Origin of the sequence: Actinomyces ihuae, from assembly GCF_001457875.1 — a bacterium.
In the GTDB taxonomy this organism is placed as follows: Bacteria; Actinomycetota; Actinomycetes; order Actinomycetales; family Actinomycetaceae; genus Pauljensenia; species Pauljensenia radingae_A.
Genome location: NZ_CZPX01000005.1, coordinates 636934 through 655434, shown reverse-complemented (window position 1 = coordinate 655434; position 18501 = coordinate 636934). Strand labels below are relative to the sequence as shown.

Annotated in this window: 15 protein-coding genes and 4 tRNA genes; 12 read left to right on the top strand and 7 right to left on the bottom strand. The window is 59.2% G+C overall.

Features of this window, described 5'->3' with window-relative positions; translation table 11 throughout:
• Positions 1–76 precede the first annotated feature (76 nt).
• Positions 77–1468, top strand: coding sequence for a DUF2254 domain-containing protein (locus tag BN3002_RS07540; RefSeq protein ID WP_058237339.1), 1392 nt, complete (start codon positions 77–79; stop codon positions 1466–1468).
• A gap of 59 nt (positions 1469–1527) precedes the next feature.
• On the opposite strand, the gene BN3002_RS07535 is transcribed toward BN3002_RS07540, so the two are convergent.
• From BN3002_RS07535 to BN3002_RS07525, 3 genes are all read right to left on the bottom strand, one after another.
• Positions 1528–1603, bottom strand: a tRNA-Phe gene (locus tag BN3002_RS07535).
• Positions 1604–1628: 25 nt separating this feature from the next.
• A tRNA-Asp gene (locus BN3002_RS07530) sits at positions 1629–1702 on the bottom strand.
• A gap of 73 nt (positions 1703–1775) precedes the next feature.
• Positions 1776–1848: transfer RNA gene (locus tag BN3002_RS07525), tRNA-Glu, on the bottom strand.
• 128 nt (positions 1849–1976) lie between these two features.
• On the opposite strand from BN3002_RS07525, the gene BN3002_RS07520 reads away from it, so the two are divergent.
• From BN3002_RS07520 to BN3002_RS07505, 4 genes are all read left to right on the top strand, one after another.
• Positions 1977–4085: a mechanosensitive ion channel family protein gene (locus BN3002_RS07520; RefSeq protein ID WP_058237338.1), complete on the top strand. Its 2109-nt coding sequence runs from the start codon at positions 1977–1979 to the stop codon at positions 4083–4085.
• Between the two features lie 109 nt (positions 4086–4194).
• Positions 4195–4599, top strand: a complete 405-nt coding sequence (gene msrB, locus BN3002_RS11325) for a peptide-methionine (R)-S-oxide reductase MsrB (RefSeq protein ID WP_058237901.1) — start codon at positions 4195–4197, stop codon at positions 4597–4599.
• Positions 4599–5546, top strand: coding sequence for an EamA family transporter (locus BN3002_RS07510; protein ID WP_082628596.1), 948 nt, complete (start codon positions 4599–4601; stop codon positions 5544–5546). The genes msrB and BN3002_RS07510 overlap by 1 nt, the downstream gene beginning before the upstream one ends.
• A 214-nt stretch (positions 5547–5760) precedes the next feature.
• Positions 5761–6018, top strand: a complete 258-nt coding sequence (locus tag BN3002_RS07505; RefSeq protein ID WP_058237337.1) for a GlsB/YeaQ/YmgE family stress response membrane protein — start codon at positions 5761–5763, stop codon at positions 6016–6018.
• A gap of 897 nt (positions 6019–6915) precedes the next feature.
• On the opposite strand, the gene BN3002_RS07500 is transcribed toward BN3002_RS07505, so the two are convergent.
• Positions 6916–6991: transfer RNA gene (locus tag BN3002_RS07500), tRNA-Lys, on the bottom strand.
• Positions 6992–7164: 173 nt separating this feature from the next.
• Between BN3002_RS07500 and BN3002_RS07495 the strand changes: the two genes are divergently transcribed.
• The 7 genes from BN3002_RS07495 to pstB all read left to right on the top strand — a co-directional run bounded on the left by BN3002_RS07495 (position 7165) and on the right by pstB (position 15708).
• Positions 7165–7800 carry a hypothetical protein gene (locus tag BN3002_RS07495; protein ID WP_058237336.1) on the top strand — a complete coding sequence of 212 codons (636 nt, stop codon included), beginning with the start codon at positions 7165–7167 and terminating at the stop codon, positions 7798–7800.
• A 21-nt stretch (positions 7801–7821) separates the two neighbouring features.
• Positions 7822–10284, top strand: coding sequence for an RNA degradosome polyphosphate kinase (locus BN3002_RS07490; RefSeq protein WP_058237335.1), 2463 nt, complete (start codon positions 7822–7824; stop codon positions 10282–10284).
• A gap of 121 nt (positions 10285–10405) precedes the next feature.
• On the top strand, positions 10406–11449 hold the full coding sequence (locus tag BN3002_RS07485; RefSeq protein WP_058237334.1) for an NUDIX hydrolase: 1044 nt from the start codon (positions 10406–10408) through the stop codon (positions 11447–11449).
• Between the two features lie 232 nt (positions 11450–11681).
• Positions 11682–12824 carry a phosphate ABC transporter substrate-binding protein PstS gene (gene pstS / locus BN3002_RS07480; protein ID WP_058237333.1) on the top strand — a complete coding sequence of 381 codons (1143 nt, stop codon included), beginning with the start codon at positions 11682–11684 and terminating at the stop codon, positions 12822–12824.
• 14 nt (positions 12825–12838) lie between these two features.
• A complete protein-coding gene (gene pstC, locus BN3002_RS07475; protein WP_058237332.1) occupies positions 12839–13807 on the top strand; it encodes a phosphate ABC transporter permease subunit PstC in 969 nt (322 codons plus the stop codon).
• Positions 13807–14793, top strand: a complete 987-nt coding sequence (pstA, locus tag BN3002_RS07470) for a phosphate ABC transporter permease PstA (protein WP_082628595.1) — start codon at positions 13807–13809, stop codon at positions 14791–14793. Before pstC ends, pstA begins: the two co-directional genes overlap by 1 nt.
• A gap of 135 nt (positions 14794–14928) precedes the next feature.
• Complete coding sequence (gene pstB / locus BN3002_RS07465) at positions 14929–15708, top strand: phosphate ABC transporter ATP-binding protein PstB (RefSeq protein ID WP_058237898.1); 780 nt, start codon at positions 14929–14931, stop codon at positions 15706–15708.
• Positions 15709–15896: 188 nt separating this feature from the next.
• Here the strand turns inward: pstB and BN3002_RS07460 are convergent, their stop codons facing one another.
• From BN3002_RS07460 to BN3002_RS07450, 3 genes are all read right to left on the bottom strand, one after another.
• On the bottom strand, positions 15897–16385 hold the full coding sequence (locus BN3002_RS07460) for a septum formation family protein (RefSeq protein WP_058237331.1): 489 nt from the start codon (positions 16383–16385) through the stop codon (positions 15897–15899).
• A 238-nt stretch (positions 16386–16623) separates the two neighbouring features.
• Positions 16624–17688 carry an inorganic phosphate transporter gene (locus BN3002_RS07455; RefSeq protein ID WP_058237330.1) on the bottom strand — a complete coding sequence of 355 codons (1065 nt, stop codon included), beginning with the start codon at positions 17686–17688 and terminating at the stop codon, positions 16624–16626.
• Between the two features lie 4 nt (positions 17689–17692).
• Positions 17693–18322, bottom strand: coding sequence for a DUF47 domain-containing protein (locus tag BN3002_RS07450; protein WP_058237329.1), 630 nt, complete (start codon positions 18320–18322; stop codon positions 17693–17695).
• Positions 18323–18501: the final 179 nt, after the last annotated feature.

The window sequence follows — 18501 nt, the reverse complement described above, 5'->3', positions numbered from 1 at the left end:
AGCGCGGTCCAAGCGAAGCGTAGTCAATGCAGGCCAATGGAAGCGGGCACAATCTGGTCTCTAATACTATGGCGCTATGACCTTCTTTCGCCGCATCAAGTATCTGGTATCGAATCAGCTGTGGGTGCCCCCGCTCGTAGCCGCCCTCCTTGCCACGATAGCGGCGGGAGTCCTGGCACCGATCTCATGGCCCACTCACTGGCTCATTTCTCGAATCTTCTGGCCCGGAGATATCTCGGCAGCATCCTCTCTGTTGGGCTTCATCGCCTCCTCCATGCTGACGGTGCTGACGACCACGGTTTCCATGACACTGATCGTGTTGCAGGTGGCTTCTGGTCAGTTTTCCCACCAGTTGCTGCGCGACTACATCCAGTCCCGGGCTGTGAAAGGAATCTTTGGCGTATTCATCGGCGTATTCGTCTACGTTGTTGTGTTGCAACGCTCGGTATCAGCCGAGTCACGCGAGACCCCTCCGCAGCTCGCTATGGCGATCGCAATGCTGCTGGTATTTCTGGCTATCGCGACCTTCGTCTGGTATGTCAGCGCGGTGGTGCGAATGGTGCGAGTGGACGCAATTATTGAGCAGGTAGCCACGCGTGCAGAACGTCTCCTGGATGCGCACCGAGAGAAATGGGACGTCGCCTGCCAGATCCCCGAGATCCCACCGCACGCGCATGACGTTCGTGGGCACTTCTCGGGATATGTGCGTTCCATTGATGTGGAAGCGGCGGCAAGGTGGGCTCGCAAACACGGACAGCGCGTCGTGTTCACCGTCGCGCCCGGCGATGCAGTCAGTGCCGGACATACCTACGCGTGGGCGTGGGCTGAACGACGTGGGACATCTGCTGCTGACTCCTCAGACAGTGAGCTCGGTGGCGACGAGCTTCGCAAACTGGCCGACTCAGCGGTGTCTGTTGAAGCTGAACGCGTGTCCGACCAAGATTTGCGCTTGTCTTTTCACCAGTTGGCAGACATCGTCGTGCGAGCGTTGTCCACTGGAACCAACGACCCGTCAACTGGGCGACACGTGATCACCAGAGCAACACCGGTGCTGCGAGGCCTGGTTGTCTCACCTCCGAATCATGAGGTGATTCTGAACGATAAGGGGCAGCCCGTTGCATCTGTGCCGACCCCGACTGTGCGAGATTTCTTGAAAGATTTTGTCGTTCCCATCCGAAGGTTCTGTTCCCACAGCCCGGATGTCACATTCGAACTGCTGAGACTGCTGATCATCATTGAAGAAGCGCTGAAGAAAGCTTCAGGTGTTGATATTGCAGAGGTGCAGGAATTTGTCGAAGACGAACGCCAGCGACTGATCGAAGGGGCGGAGCAGGGATTCGTTCATCAACACGATGTGGAGCTCGCACAGCAACTGACTTCCGTCGAAAGTGTGCGTTCCATGCTCAGAGTTGAGGGACCTCGTGAAGAAATCATTGACGACGAGGAAGCGCAAGACGATGAAGACTGACGTGAAATGGCGCTTGATTATCAGAAAGAAACTCGCGTAAATCTCGCGAGCTGAAGCAGTGGTGGCTCCGACCGGCGTCGATCCGGTGACCTTTCGATTTTCAGTCGAACGCTCTACCAACTGAGCTACAGAGCCAAAACCCCACCAAAAGGTGGGTCAGCGACCCCGACGGGACTTGAACCCGCGACCTCCGCCGTGACAGGGCGGCGCGCTAACCAACTGCGCTACGGGGCCTCGAAAAAGTGAGACCTGAAAAGTCTACCTTATTCACTTGTTGAACCCGTCCCAGCAGGGCTGACACGGATCGTACCCCCAACGGGATTTGAACCCGTGTCGCCGCCGTGAAAGGGCGGTGTCCTAGGCCTCTAGACGATGGGGGCCTTGTCCACGAACTTGTCGTTCGGCGACGAGTAGAATAATAAGCAGGAATGACCTCCGAGTGCAAAACGGATCCATGTGAAGCCTCTCACCGAACGCAAATGAGCCTGGAAGCTTCTAGGCTAGGGGTATGACAGTTTTCGGACCTGATTTCTCCGCCGTTCTCACGGGCTGCCGCGCGCAGTCAAGCCTCGTTTTCGGCACAATTATGCCGATCGGGGACCCCTCTGCACCTGCCGAAGCTGTTGAAACCGCATTCGATGTGGCTGGCGTATTCCTCGGAATTGTTGTCGGCATCCTCGTCGGAATTGTGGTCGCATTCATTCTTGCGCGCGTCAGCCGATTTGCGCTCCGCAAACTCCGACTACTTAAAGCCTTGCAGCGCCGCATCCATGCGCCTTCGTACTGGGCACTCATGGCGTGGGGCGCGCTTGCCGGATGCGCTGTTGCGCTGGGAAGCACCGATGTCAGCAATCAGCCCACGTGGGTGAAATATCTCGACCACGGGTTGTTGATCCTCGCACTCCTGGCAACGACATGGGTCATTGCCGCCGCCGTGTGGGTGATCGAAGACGCCGCGCACGTGCGCAACCGCTCCGATCACGGACGCTCGCGCAGATTCAAGACTCAGGCTCAGGTTCTGCGCCGCGTCCTGCAGGTCGTGGTCTGGATCCTCGGGTGTGCCGCAGTCCTGTTTACATTCCCCGGGGCTCAGCAGGCGTTGACGACGGTGCTTGCTTCGGCCGGCATTGTCTCCGTGATCGCCGGTCTTGCTGCCCAGTCCACGCTCGGCAACGTGTTCGCCGGCCTGCAGCTGGCTTTCACGGACGCCATCCGCGTTGATGACATTGTCGTCGTGGGGGACAAGGGAACGATGGGTGTGGTCGAGGAGATCACTCTGACGTACGTTGTCCTGCATATCTGGGATGATCGCCGCCTGATTGTGCCGTCCTCGAAGTTCACGTCGTCTGCTTTTGAAAACTGGACCCGCAAAGCCACCAAGCTCCTCGGCACGGTTGAGATCTACACCGACTGGGCAGTGCCGGTGGCGGTGGTGCGTCAAAAAGTTGAGCAGCTCCTGAACAGCACGGATCTGTGGGATCGCCGCTCCTGGGCCGTGCAGGTGACTGATTCGACTGATCAGACCGTCACCGTCAGGGTCTCCCTGTCAGCGTCGAATTCGGGCAACTTGTGGGATCTGCGCTGCTTCATGCGCGAGCAGCTCATCGCGTGGATCTCGAAGGAATACCCGTGGGCGCGTTCCGCCCGCATCATTCAGCCGCGCGAGGTCAAGGAAGTGACGAAGGATGAGTCCCAGGAACTGATCGCGCGCCTGGCCACTGAACTATCCGGTATTGCAGGTTCAGATACATCCGGTGGGTCCCCCTCGGACACCAAGACTGACGAGGGTGACCACGGCGATGCTGCTACGCATGATGGTGACAAGCGAGACCCGTTCGACCCTGTGCACGCTGCTCGTATGCTGGCGGCGCGCCAACGCGCGAAGATGGCGCGTCGACGGGCCATGTCGCAGCGCAACCGCGACCGCCTCGAAAGAGCAGAGAACGCCGGGTCTGGAGCGGAGGACGGACCAACAGCAGCTGTGAAACGGACTGGCCGCGGGGGAGCGAACGCTGCAGCGGATGCTACTCAGACGAACGGCACGGGCACGACCCACGTGTTCACGCCAGAAGAGGTTGACAAGATCATTGCGCAGGCGCAGGGGCATCTGCGTGTCAAGTCCGATGCTGGCAGCGGGGCTCCTGGTCAGGCTAACCAGGCGTCGGAAGCAGCGTCTGCAGAGGGAGCGGCTCAGATAGCTCGTTCTGCGTCAGGCGTAGCGGAAACTGCCGTGATGCCGGCCATTGGGGCAGATGGCAAGCCCAAGAAGCAGGCCGATGACGATGGCGCGGAAGCGGGCAGTAGTGCGCCCACCAGCGGTGCACAGGCTGGCGATGCGAGCCCTGCACGTGCGGACAATACGAGTGTGGATCTGGCCAGTGCGAACCAGGTCGGCAGCGACCCCGACGGTGCAGTGGCAGACGCGACTGGTCGAGCAAACTCGGACGATGAGACAACCACGACGGGGGAGCGGGTCTTTTCCGGCTCGCCCGACGCGGAAGAGCGCAGTGCCGCATTTTCGGGCCCTGACCCGGAAGTACTGGAAGAAAGAAAACGTGAGTCGCAGATCCGCCAGGAAAAGGGCTCAGGACTACTGGGAGGATCGAGCCGTGAGTGAAACGCAGAATGATCAAGGCGCCCGCGACCTGCGGGAGAGCGGTGACAACGACGGCGGGGCGGTTAATGGCAACGCCGACGAAGCGGTTGCTGACAGTAACGGCAAAGCGATTACCGACACTAACGGCAAGGTAGTGCGCAGCGAGGAAGAATGGCGCCGCATACTCGACCCCATGGAATACCACGTCCTGCGCGAGGGCGGCACTGAGATGGCGCACACCGGTGCACTGCTCCACGAGGATCGCGAGGGTATCTACCGCTGTAAAGCGTGCGGCGCGGAACTGTTCCGCTCAACCACCAAGTTCGATTCTCTGTGCGGCTGGCCGAGCTTCTATCAGCCAGAAGATGCAGCTGTGACCACCAGTGAGGACCGTTCACACGGCATGGTGCGCACGGAGGTGCGGTGCGCTCGCTGCGATTCTCACCTGGGTCATGTCTTTGACGATGCTCCCCGTCAGCCAACAGGGCTGCGTTACTGCATGAACTCTGTCAGCCTCGACTTTGAAGAGCACTGATGCCGGGACCGGAACCGTTATCGGCACACCGACCTGCTTCCGTACACCGACCTGCATCCCGAGGTAAAGGCTCCGCTCTGCGAGCTGCTTCAATCGCGATTCCCGCGCCTTTCTTTCAGGTCGGATCGGGGCTCACGCAGTACCTCGGTGCAGCGCTGGCAGTGACCCTGTTCGCCGTTATGACACCCGCTGAAGTAGCATGGGTCCGCATCGCAACGGGTGCGGTTGTGCTGCTGGCGTGGCGCCGCCCTCGTATATGGCGCTTCAATCCGCGTGACCTGGCTGCGTCGGCCCTGTTCGGCATCGTGCTGGGCGGCATGAATATCTGCTTTTACGAGGCGATCCACATTCTGCCGCTGGGCGTGGCGGTCTCCCTGGAGTTCCTCGGCCCGGTCACGGTTGCGGTGGTGACCTCCGGGGGCTGGTCCGGACGTATCGCAGGAGCGCTGGCTTTTGCCGGAGTGGCCTGCATCGGTGGCCTCGGACTGGATCTGAGCGACACCAGGCAGCTCGTTGGTGCGGCCTGGGTGCTCGGGGCTGCAGCCCTATGGGCGGGGTACATCGTGATGGGGCAGTCGATCGCGTCGCGCCGCTCAGGCATCACGAATCTGGCGCTGGGCTGTGGCACTGCCGCACTTGTGTTCGCCCCGTTCTTTTCGGTCGGAGCGGTCAGCGCGTTGAATTCACCGAAACTGGTCGTCATGGCGGTCGGTGTCGGAGTCTTGTCAACGGTGATCCCGTACTCGTTGGAGGCGCTCGCCATGGGCCGCCTCAGTGCCGCCATGTTTGCCCTGTTCAACTCCCTGTTGCCGGCAACGTCGGCGCTGATCGGTGCGGTGACATTGCGGCAACTGCCCAGTGCCTGGTCTCTGGTGGGTCTTGTGTTGATTTCAGTTGCTGTCGGGCTCGCCTCCTACCCGCCTCAGCCGCATCATCGACGAGGGTGACGCTAGCGCCGCTACTACCTGCCTGAGCTGTTCCAGGTCGACTGCCTTGCTGTGACCTTGCAGCGCGAGCAGCTTGCGTCAACGCCGACTTGACGGGGCAGATGCGGGCGAGATGTCCGCTAGACCAGAACTGGCCGTATTCGGTCTCGCATTGACGCAAAACGTATGAGATCATGAAGATGTCTCTGCTGATCAACAGAATGAGAGAACGATCATGTTGGACATCTTGTGGATGATTATTGCCGGCGCCGTTATCGGTGCAATCGCTCGCGTCTTCATGAAGGGCGACGAGGGTATGGGCATCATCTGGACTATTATCCTGGGTGCTGCCGGTTACGGTATCGCCGGATGGATCGCTGGTGCGCTTGGAGTGGGCACAGTGCTTCGCTGGATCATCGGCGCAGTCGTGGCATTCCTGCTTATCGGTGTCTTCCTCGCAATTCAGGGCAAGTCGAACTCCCTGACGAAGTAACGTCAGCGGATCCGCAGACTGTGGAAAGGCTCGGTCAGAAATGGCCGGGCCTTTCTTTATGTCTGCTCGCCGCTTGAGGTCGCTTGGCGATTAAGCCTGCTTGTCGTCTGTTCGATGCTTAAGCCCGCGTGGCGTCTGCATGGCGCTTCAGCTCGCCTGACGATTAAGCTCGTTTGGCGAGCTTCTGTATGAGTGTTTGCATCGCCGTACCTTCCGAAGCTTTGTACCTGCGTGTGGCCTTGGCGTCTGCGTCCGTGCGGCCGTATCTCGGATTGATGCCTGGCTCTGTCTCGGATTGATGCCGTCTCCGTCTTGGAGCACTGTGCGCAGGTTGTACGCTTTTCTCCGCTTTAAACGGCTCGGTGTACATCCCCTCAAATAGACGCGCATTTGTGCACATTCCCCTAGATCTTAGGCGTGACCGCGCACATTCCCCTAGATCTTCCCTGCTTTGGTGCACATTCCCCTAGATTTGACGCGAATATTGCACATACCCCTAGCTAAAGTCGGCACTCTCAAGGGAGAAATCCCGTTTTCGCAGGTCAGCCGTCAGTAGCTTCCGGCGGCCTCGAGCCTCACGCGTTAAATCTAGGGGATTGTGCATTTTTACAAGACTTTTTAGGGGTATGTGCACGCGGAGGGCTTAAATCTAGGGGTATGTGCACGAGGTGGGGCTAGAACTAGGGGTATGTGCACGAGGCGAGGTTAGAACTAGGGGTATATGCACACGGAGGGCTTAAATCTAGGGGATTGTGCGCGTTCTGGTGTGTTGTGGCCGGACAGCAGTCGCATTCCACCGAGTGATCTGCGGTTAGGGCATACGCGGCAAGGTCGGCCATATAGTGAAAGACCGGGACACCGCTAACTGATTGTCAACGATGCCCCGACACATCATAATGGTAGGCCCAGGGGGAATCGAACCCCCAACCCACGGATTAAAAGTCCGTTGCTCTGCCAATTGAGCTATAGGCCCATGAGAGCATGGTAATGCATCAGTCCCACGTTGCACTAATCAACGTGACGTGGGAAAAACCACGATCCCCCTCGGATCAGGATTGGCGAGGGTGCCCACTCCGTTCAACTACTTGATCAACGCCGTTCACCTTCAGGCGGTAGGCTCGTCATATCACCGAGAAGGAGTCACAGATGAACAGCCAACAGCGTCGCCCTCGTCGGCCAGCAATGTTGGACCCGGCCGACGCCGAACAAATCGTCGGCGACTCCGACCCTGCGGAAATGTCTGCGATTGCGCACTCGTCAGCATGGGCTTTGATGGGAGTCAGTGACGACGACTTCGGGCCTGACGAAATCGAACGCCTGCGCACCGCCGTGCGCACGGAAGGCGTGGACGTGCTGGCCGACATGTGGTCACGCAGCCCGGAATTCACATTGCCCGGAGCCTTGTGGCGACTCTACCTGTGGTCGCGCTGGTACCACCGCGACACTGCGTTGGTGCGCGACCGTTTTGTGCGCGGAAGCCATGCGGACATCATCCCCGGCCTTGAACATCCCGTTGACATTCCCGATCTGGAGCACGTGGTACACGAGGTTGACCAATTGCTCGAAGGGCGCCGCCACGATGACGACCTGGCTGCCATCATTACTGCAACGTCACGGGCGATGCGGATCGTTGCAGCTGGAGACGCCGAGGGCGGCAAATGGATCGTCGACCCGCGGGACCCGTTGGCATACCCCGTCACCACGCGCGCCCGCGCGCTGATTCAGACCGCAGATGAACTTGACCGATCAGCTGAAGAAGCGCACATCGGTGCGCTCAACTAGTCGCCAGTGTGAGGAAGAATGATGACGAACCCGGAACATGCAGGCAATTCGGACCAACCATTCTCGGCGCCAGATGAACACTGGCCAGCAGACGACACCAACGGCGAGGGTGACGCTCACAGCGCTCACGTCACCAGTGGCAGTGCGGTTGAGGCTGCCCTGGCGAGCGAATTGGTGATCCCTGCCGACAATGAACAGCTCGTCGGTGTCGAACACGAAGACTCCGAATACGACGAGGAAGACGAAGCTACCGACGGTATCCAGGATGGTGAGCACATCACGGTTGGCGCTGACGCGAACTCCTATGAGGAGCGCGCTGAAGATGCCCAGGCCAGCTCCGCACCAGCCTCGACCGTTGAAGATTTCGGCGAGCTGCCGGACAAACGCTTCGCAGACCGTGAACTGTCGTGGATGGCGTTCAATGAACGCGTCCTAGAGCAAAGTGAAGATGAGGATTTGCCGCTGCTGGAACGCGGATGGTTCTCCGCGATTTTCTCCTCCAACCTTGATGAGTTTTACATGGTGCGTGTGGCCGGACTGAAGCGCCGCATCAACGCCGGCATTGCCAAACCGTCTGCCGCTGGTCTGTCCCCGCGTCAGGTCCTGGACGGTATCCAGATGCGCACGCGCGAACTCAGCGAGCGTCAGGCACGCGAGTTCCAGAACGACATCCTGCCCAAGCTGGACGAGCAGGGGATTCATCTGCGCGGGTGGGATCAGCTCACAGATGACCAGCGCTCCAAGATGACGACTTATTTCCGTCGGCAGATTTTCCCCGTCATCACGCCACTTGCCGTGGACCCGTCGCACCCCTTCCCATACATTTCGGGGCTGTCACTGAACCTCGCGGTCGTGGTGCGCAACCCGATTACCTCGAAGCTGCACTTCGCGCGCATCAAGGTGCCGCCGTCGATGCCGCGCCTGATCAACATCGACTCCGCAATGGGCGAGGGGAACGCGGAAAGTTATGTCGACACTGATGAGGGCGCCACGTTCATCACCCTCGAATCAGTCATTGCCGCGCACCTGGACCACCTGTTCCCAGGTGTTGAGATTGTCGAGGCACACTCGTTCAGACTGACCCGTAACGAGGACCTCGAAGTAGAAGAGGATGATGCGGAAAACCTGCTGACCGCGATGGAAGAAGAACTGCTGCGCCGAAAGTTTGGGCCGGTGGTTCGCCTCGAAGTTGAGGATACGATCTCACGCTTCGTACTGGACTTTCTGATCAGCAAGCTGGAAATCACACCCGCTGACGTGATTATGGTGCCGGCACCGCTTGACCTGACGCTGTGCAATGAGCTGCAGGCACTCGATATTCCGCGCCTGAAGTATGAACCGTATGTGCCGGTGACTCCTGCCGGACTGGCAGAGGTTGAATCGGCGCGCCCGACGGATATTTTCGGCGCGATCCGGTCGCACGACGTGCTGCTGCACCACCCGTATGATTCTTTCGCCACCTCCATCCAGAACTTCATCACGCAGGCTGCGCGTGATCCCAATGTGCTGGCCATGAAGCAGACGCTGTACCGCACCTCGGGCGATTCTCCGATTGTGTCGGCGCTGATCGAAGCGGCCGAGAACGGCAAGCAGGTGGTCGCGATCGTGGAGATCAAGGCCCGTTTCGACGAGGAAGCCAACATCGAGTGGGCGCGCAAGCTTGAACGCGCCGGAGTGCACGTCGTCTACGGCATGGTGGGTCTGAAGACGCACTGCAAACTGTCACTGGTGGTGCGCCAGGAGGGCGATCAGCTGCGACGCTATTGCCACGTGGGAACCGGTAACTACCATCCGAAGACGGCGCGCGGCTACGAGGATCTGGGGTTGCTGACCTATAACCGCGATGTGGGTCAGGATCTGACGCGACTGTTCAACCAGCTGTCCGGCTACGCGCCACGCTCCACGTTCCACCGCCTGCTGGTCGCACCGCTGGAAATCCGACCCGGTTTGATCGAGCGGATTTACCAGCAGATTGAGCGCGCGCGGAACGGTCAGCCTGCCTGGATCGGTTTCAAGGTGAATTCGGTTGTTGACGAAGCAGTGATCGATGCTCTGTATCGCGCCAGCCAGGCCGGTGTTCAGGTGGATGTGCTGGTTCGAGGTATCTGCGCAATTCAGGCCGGAGTGCCCGGCTTATCGGAGAATATTCGGGTTCGCTCCATCCTGGGTCGCTTCCTGGAGCATTCGCGTATCTACGCGTTTGGCCCGGAAGGCGAAGAGGAAGTATGGATCGGGTCGGCTGACCTGATGCACCGCAATCTGGATCGCCGCGTGGAGGCTCTGGTGCGTATCGTGGATCCGTCGCAGGTCAGTTATCTTGCTGACCTGGTGCGTCGAGGCGTGGCGTCGACAACCTCTTCATGGCATCTGCAAGCTGACGGCACGTGGAAGCGGCACAACCGCGATGACGAGGGCAAACGTCTGGAGGATCTGCAGGAAACACTGATGGCGGAGGCATCGGCCCGCGTCGTCGGCCGCAGCTAAGGGACACGCGGACGGGGTTTGCGCCACAGTGCGCAGCCTCGGCGGCCCGCCCACCGCGTGGAGTCGATCGTATTTTTGCCCATCGTCGGCATCATGGCACTGGGTCAGATACGCTTATGACGTGTCCCGTTCCCATCCGTCACCGATACCGAGCCGGCTAGTCAGAGCCGCCGGTGCATTGGTGTGGAGATTTACGCAGTCTGACCGCGACGCCACCCTCGGTGACGTCATTGATCCCGATGACATAGAGGTCCTGCTGGTCCATCGGCCGCGCTACAACGACTGGTCGTGGCCCAAAGGTAAGACTGAACTCAACGAGCCGCTGCCGGTGGCCGCCGTGCGGGAAGTGGAAGAAGAAACCGGCCTGCCGGTCACGCTGGGAGCGCCACTGACCATTCAGCGCTACCGACTTGGCGCGGGCCACATCAAGGAGGTCCACTACTGGGTCGGACAGGCCTGCCAGCCCGATTCTCCGGCACTGCTCAGCCGCCCGCCTGTCCATCAGGCCTCCCGCCGCGAGATCGACAATACGCGCTGGGTGAGCCCGTCACTTGCACGCCGCACGTTGACCCGCCGAGGCGATCGTCGTCTGCTGGATGAGCTCGTAGCTCTGGCTGAAAGCGGTGGACTTGTCAGCTCCACGCTGGCCATTGTGCGCCACTCAAAGGCCGTGAAGCGCGGGCGTTGGGAAGGGTCGGATGCGGATCGCCCCCTGGCGCGTATCGGCGTTCGCCAGAGCATCGACTTGATCGATCTCATGTCAGCATTTGGCATCACGAAGGTCCTGTCCTCGTCGTGGCGACGCTGTGCGTCCACCGTCGGACCGTACGCGTCACTGACCGGCATCGGCATGGAGCTGTTCGACGAGCTGGATGAAAGCGCGATGACAGACAACCCGGCCGCAGGCTCCGCCCTCGTCAATGAAGCAATTGAAAACCCCGGGTCCGCGCCGACGATTATCTGCGCGCACAGGCCCACGCTGCCTGCCCTGTTTGAGCCGATACGCTCGTACTCGCCCTCATCGTTGCACGCCGCGTTCCCAGCGGAGTCGCCGTGGCTCAAGACTGCTCAGATGCTCCTGGCTCATATCGTCATGCACGAGGGCGGCCCGTGCGTTGTTGCCGTGGAAACGTATCGCCCTCTCACCAAGCTGGCGACGCTCTGATGGGCGCAAATCGCGTCCGGAATTGTCACGTTTGAATGAATTTCAGGCCCTAAAAACCGGGCAAAGGTTACAACTTTATAACTGTGTGGGCACCCTCACGTGCAAGTTCACCATTTGTTCATCTTTAACCGGCTTTGCTGTCACTTCCCCCTCTTAGCGTGAGCAATATCCGGGACATTCCGGGTCTATCGTCAACGCGCCGCCACAGTGGCGGCAGAACGGAAGATGATCAATGACAGTGCATGCTCGTACAAAGCTTCTCGCCACTCTGGCAGGTGCCACCACCATGACGCTCGCTCTGGCTGCTTGCGGCGGCGGAGACAAAGCGGAAAGCACAGGCGCGGACAACGGAGCATCCGGCGACTCTCAGTCAGCTCAGGATGAAGTTGCACCTGCGACTGACCTCTCAGGTTCGGTTGCCGGTTCGGGTGCGTCCTCCCAGGAAGCCGCGATGGAAGCTTGGAAGGCAGGCTTCAACGAACTTAACCCTGATGTGACTGTTTCCTACGAGGCAGTTGGCTCAGGTACCGGTATCACACAGTTCACCAGCAAGCAGGTCGCATGGGCCGGATCGGACGCCCCGCTTGAAGGCGACGAGATCGCAGCAGCCGAAGCACGCTGTGGTGGACCTGCATGGGACCTTCCGGTGTACATCTCCCCGGTTGCCGTCATCTTCAACCTTGAGGGTGTCGACTCCCTGAACATGGATGCCGCAACCATCGCCAAGATCTTCGCCGGCGAAATCACCAACTGGAACGATCCGGCAATTGCCAAGGCAAACCCGGATGCGAAGCTCCCAGATCTCGCCATCACCCCTGTTCACCGTTCCGACAAGTCAGGTACGACCGAGAACTTCACCGACTACCTGCACTCAGCTGCTCCCGAGGCATGGCCGACGGATCCAGGCAAGGAATGGCCAGTCTCCGGTGGCGAATCCGGTGACAAGACCTCTGGACTTGTCCAGGCCGTCCAGGCCGGTAACGGCACCATCGGCTACGCCGATGCTTCTCAGGCCGGCAACCTCGGAACTGTCGCACTGGCAGCAGCCGACGGAACCTACGTCTCCTTCTCCGCTGAGACAGCAGCCAAGGCCGCTGAAACGGCTGAGCGCGTTGCGGATCGCGATGCCAACGACATCGCACTGTCCGTGAACCGCGTGCCCGAGACGAACGACTCCTACCCGCTGATTCTGATCTCCTACTCAATCGTGTGCTCCACCTACGAGGATGCGAACGAGGCCGAACTGGTCAAGGCATTCATCGGATACCAGGCTTCCGAGGAAGGCCAGCAGATGGCAGCCGACAACGCTGGTGCGGCTCCCATTTCCGAAGCAATGCGCAGTGAAATCAACGGCGTTCTGGACCAGATCAAGTAAGGTACAGGTTCGCGTTGGTTACGACACCTACAACAACGAAGAATAAGAGCTGGGAGAGAACGCCAGGGAGAATCGGTAACAAGGTTTTCGCTGGCCTCTCAACCGCCGCTGCTTCGTTAATCTTGTGCACGCTCGCAGCAGTAGCGATCTTCCTACTGCTGCGGGCGTGGCCCGCGATTTCCGACCCTTCCCTGCGTTTCAAGATGATGGGGTCGGCTGAGGAAGTCACGATTTGGAAGTTCACGGCGCCGCAGATATTCGGCACGATCCTGGCAGCAGTGCTGGCACTGCTCCTGTCCGTTCCTGTTGCAGTCGGTGTCGCCCTCTTTATTTCCCATTACGCACCTCCGCGTATCAGCCAGGTTCTTGGATACCTCGTTGACCTGCTTGCGGCAGTTCCGTCCGTTATTTACGGCCTCTGGGGTGCGATCTGGTTGATCCCGATCCTCATGCCGCTCTATGACTTCCTGGGTAAGTACTTCGACTGGTTCCCACTCTTCGCCGGCACAGTGTCCCCAACGGGCCGTGTACTCGCCTCCGCGGTGGTGATCCTTGCTGTCATGATTTTGCCCATCATTACTTCCGTGTCGCGAGAGGTCTTCCTGCAGACCCCGCGCCTGCACGAAGAGGCTGCTTTGGCCCTTGGTGCCACGAAGTGGGAAATGATCAAGATGGCCGTTCTGCCGTTCGGACGCTCCGGTATCGTGTCAGCGTCCATGCTGGGCCTTGGCCGAGCTCTTGGTGAAACAATGGCTGTCGTCATGGTGCTGTCAGTCGGCAGCAATATTTCATGGCACATCCTCGAGGCAGGTCAGCACTCCACGATTGCGGCCAACATTGCCTTGCAGTTCCCCGAATCAACGGGCATCAACTCGTCGGCTCTGATCGCAACGGGTCTTGCTCTGTTCGCGATCACCCTCATCGTCAACTCGATTGCGCGCTGGATCGTCTCGCGTCGAGCCGCATTCTCAGGAGCGAACTGATGAGCACAGCAACACTTGGTACGAACACTTCGCCGAAGGACGTTTCCGATTCAGACAACAATCGCGGCCATCAGAGCCCGATCCATGAGTCGCTGCCAATCGGAAGAAAACTCACCAATGGCTTCGTGACAGTTCTGGTGACTGTCGCATTCGCTCTTGCCATGATTCCGCTGGTCACGGTGTTGGTCACGGTGATCAGTAATGGCTACCTGCGCACCACGTGGGAATTCCTCGTCAGCGATATGGTCGGCATGTTCGGCGGTAAAGTGGGCGGCGGTATCGCCCACGCACTGGTCGGAACGACCCTCGTGACGCTGTGGGCGACACTGATTTCTGCGCCGATCGGTATCTTCACGGCAATCTACCTGGTCGAATACGGTAACAACGGGCTCCTGTCGAAGGCCACGACATTTTTCGTCGACGTCATGACCGGCATCCCCTCGATCGTTGCTGGTCTGTTCGCCGCCTCGATCTTCATGTTGTACGACCCCTCCTATCGAGCAGGCATCATCGGCGCGATCGCCTTGTCGGTGTTGATGATCCCGACAGTGGTGCGTTCCAGTGAGGAAATGCTGCGCCTGGTTCCTAACGAACTGCGTGAAGCTGCCTACGCTCTGGGCGTGCCAAAGTGGCGTGTCGTGGTGAAAGTCGTACTGCGTACCGCTGCAGCAGGCCTGACTACCTCCGTCATGCTGGCTATCGCCCGCGTCATCGGTGAAACAGCCCCGCTGCTGATCACCGCAGGCTTCATTGGACGCATGAACGTCAATGTGATGGACGGCCGCATGGCGACACTGCCGGTGTACATCTACCGACAGTACTCGCAGGGCCTGGCCACCTGTCGAGAAGGTGTCGCTAACTGCGTACCCACCATCAACTATGAACGCGCGTGGGCGGCCGCCCTCGTCCTCATCCTGTTGGTGATGGTTCTGAACCTGATTGCCCGAGTGATCGCCAAGATTTTTGCTCCCAAGGGAGGACGCTAAACGATGAGCACAATGGATAATCCCGCGGGGCAGGGCACACAGACAGCCGTGGCAACGCAGACGGAACGCGCTCACGATGAGCCACGTGACGCGTCGCCTTCAAATCTGACAGTGAAAAAAGACGGAGTTAAAACGATGACGACGTGTTTCAATATCACCGATGAACAGATCTACTACGGCGATTTTCTTGCCGTGAAAGATGTGACGGTGGAAATTCCACGCCACGCGATCACCGCGTTGATTGGCCCATCAGGATGTGGCAAGTCGACATTCCTGCGTTCCCTGAACCGCATGCACGAGGTGATCCCCGGTGCGCATGTGGAAGGCAAAGTTGAGCTGGAAGGCGTCGACATCTACGACAAGAAGATCGACCCCGTCCAGGTGCGTCGCCATGTCGGCATGGTGTTCCAGCGCGCCAACCCGTTCCCCACGATGTCGATTCGTGAGAACGTGCTCGCTGGCATGAAGCTCAACGCGCGACGTATGAACAAGGCGATGCAGGACGAGATCGTTGAAAAGTCACTTCGCGGTGCGAACCTGTGGAACGAAGTTAAAGACAGGCTGGACATCCCGGGATCTTCACTGTCTGGTGGCCAGCAGCAGCGTCTGTGTATTGCACGCGCCATCGCGGTGCGCCCCGAGGTCCTTCTGATGGACGAGCCGTGTTCGGCTCTCGACCCGATCTCCACGCTCGCCATTGAGGACCTGATGAACGAGCTGAAGTCGGAGTACACGATCGTTATCGTCACGCACAACATGCAGCAGGCATCGCGTGTGTCGGACAAGACCGGTTTCTTCAACCTGAAGGAAACGGGCGGCTCCGGCGAGCTCGTCGAATTCGACGACACCGAGACGATCTTCTCGAATCCGTCCAAGCAGGCGACCGAGGACTACATCTCCGGACGCTTCGGATAAGATCGCGGGCTTCCTGGCCCGGCAATGCTTCCGGCGGGCAGCTTCTCACCACTTATGAGGCCTCGCGGCCTACTGTCAGACATAGGGTGAGGGGTTGCCCGCCGGGTTTTGTATGCCGTGGGGCGCCCACGTCAATCACTGGCGAGGGCGCCCCACGATTATCGCGTTTTCAACCTTTACGCGGAGCATTACATCTTGGAATCCCTAACTGACTGATTCAGTGTCTGGCCAGTCTCGTGGAAAATGAGGCAGGAAACCACGCGGTCGCCTTCTTTCCATGAATCTTCAGATGGGCTCAACGGCGCCACGTCCAACTGCGAGGCTTCCAAAGGGACACCGACATATTCTTCGAAGTGCTTCGCGCACTCAACGGTGGCCTCATCCGACAGCGACTCAGAGTACTCCGGGGCGTCAATCTCATAGTCGTACATGACTTCGCCGACATGGGGTTCCGAGCATTCAACCACGGGCAGGGATTCCACGATCTCATCTTCAGGCGGGGCCTCGATACACTGGCCAACCTTCAGGTCAAAAGCTGACGTGTCGTTACCCGATCCGAGGAACGAACACCCGGCCAGCATGGATGCCGCCACTGCGAACCCGCATGCACTCAATGCTGCACACACGGTTCGTGATGTCGGGCGATGCGAAGAAGAAAGGTCTTGAAAGTTCAGCATATCGTTCTCACTTAGCGTCGCGCAGTCGCCCTCGTAAATGAGTGGATGAGAGGAAAACGCCACCTGCAACGGAGGCGACAGCTGAGTTGTCAGGACACTTTCATGGTATCGAACGGGGTATGAAAAAGATAGAGAATTTTCGACGAAAACCGGCGCGAAATTGTCGAAAAGTCCGGTGCGGACGCTCAGAGGGAGCACGTGTGATTCGGCGGGGACTGCGCAGCGAGCGTACGTGCTTCTAGACGATGCCAACCAGACCGTGGATGGCGAAGAACAGCACTGCCGCCACTGCCGCCGCAGCGGGCAGTGTCAGGAACCATGCGATCACGATGTTTCCAGCCACGCCCCAGCGCACCGCTGAGAATCGCCGGGTTGAACCCACGCCCAGAATTGCCGAGGTGATGGTGTGCGTCGTCGAAATCGGTGCGTGGAAGACGAACGCCGACAGGTAGAGCACGGCGGCAGAAATGGTCTCCGCAACGAAACCGCGTGCAGGATCCAGGTCGATGATTTTGCGGCCAAGGGTGCGCATGATTCGCCAGCCGCCCGAGTATGTGCCCAGCGAGATTGCGCCAGCCGCGGCGAGCTTGACCCACAGAGGAATCTGCATGTCGCCGGTGGCAGGGTCGAACACCTGGTGGGTCTCACCGTAGCCGCCTGCAATGAGGGCCATGACGATGACACCCATCGTCTTTTGAGCATCCTGCAGACCATGACCCAATGCCATTGCTGCAGCTGACAGTGTCTGCGCCAGGCGGAAGTTACGCATCGTGCGGTGATACGGGAAGTTTGCGAACAACCACAGCACAACCTTCATGAGGATGAAACCCAGCAGGAAGCCAATGACGGGGGAGGCAAACATGGGGACGATGACGTGCTGCACGATACCGGTCCACTTCACGGCAGTCGCGGACGCAAGCCCGGCACCGACCAGACCGCCGATCAACGCATGCGATGACGAGGACGGCAACCCAAACCACCACGTAATCAGGTTCCACGTGCAGGCCCCCACCAGGGCTGCCAGAACAATGACGAGGCCCTCGCGTTGCAGACCCGTATCCGTTGACAGAGAGTAGTGAGAGATGTCGATGATGCCTTCACCGATAGTCTTGGCTACTTCCGTGCCCATGAGCGCGCCGAAGATGTTCATGACGGCGGCCATGATCAAGGCGACGCGGGGGGTCAGCGCGCGGGTCGACACGGACGTCGCGATTGCGTTGGCAGCATCGTGAAATCCGTTGGTGAAGTCGAAAATCAGGGCGATGACGATCACCATTACGACAAGGATCAGATTGAGATCCACCGCTTCAGGACTCCTTCACGGCAATGGCTTCAATACCGTTGGCGAGGTCCTCAAATGCGTCGGTTCCTCGCTCAAGAACCTGCACGACGTCTTTGAGTTTGATGATGGTGACTGGATCCAGAGAGGAGTCGAACAGTGCTGTCAGAGTGTGACGGTAGGCCTTGTCACCCTCGTTTTCGAGGCGGTTGATCTCCACCCAGTAGTCACGCAGGTCAAGTGGAGACTTCAGGCCGGGCAGAGCGGTCGCGGTCTGATCTGCGCAGCGCACCAGAACGTTGATCTGTGCTGCGAGCAGCGTGGCGACGTCCTCGGGAATGTCGTCGAGGCCGTACAGCACGATCAGGTCGCCAGCCTCGTCCATGTAGTCCATGCAGTCGTCGAGCCGACCGGCAAGGAAGCCGAGGTCTTCACGGTCGAACGGGGTCACGAACGACATATTGAGCTTTTTCGTTAACGCATGGTTAAGCTCATCTGCCTCGTGTTCAATTTCGTGAAGCTTGTCGCGGAGGGCGACTCGCTCCAGGGGCAGTGAGCCGAGCATGGATCCCAGAAGATCGACAGCTGATACTAAAAGTGCTGCTTGCTTAGTGAGTAGATCGAAAAACGACGGCCCATCGGACTTACGTAAAGGCATACGGACTCCCAGTATTCACATGTCTGTCAGACATAGTTAACATTAGGGCAAATCGCTGCAAGTTTCACACAAGCAGTTAATTTCGCGAAATCCTCGCGCATACGTGCAGGTGTGCTGGCGAGCTAAATAAGGATTTTCGCACGCGTTTATTCTAAGGCTGGCGCGGAATCGTGCGCCAA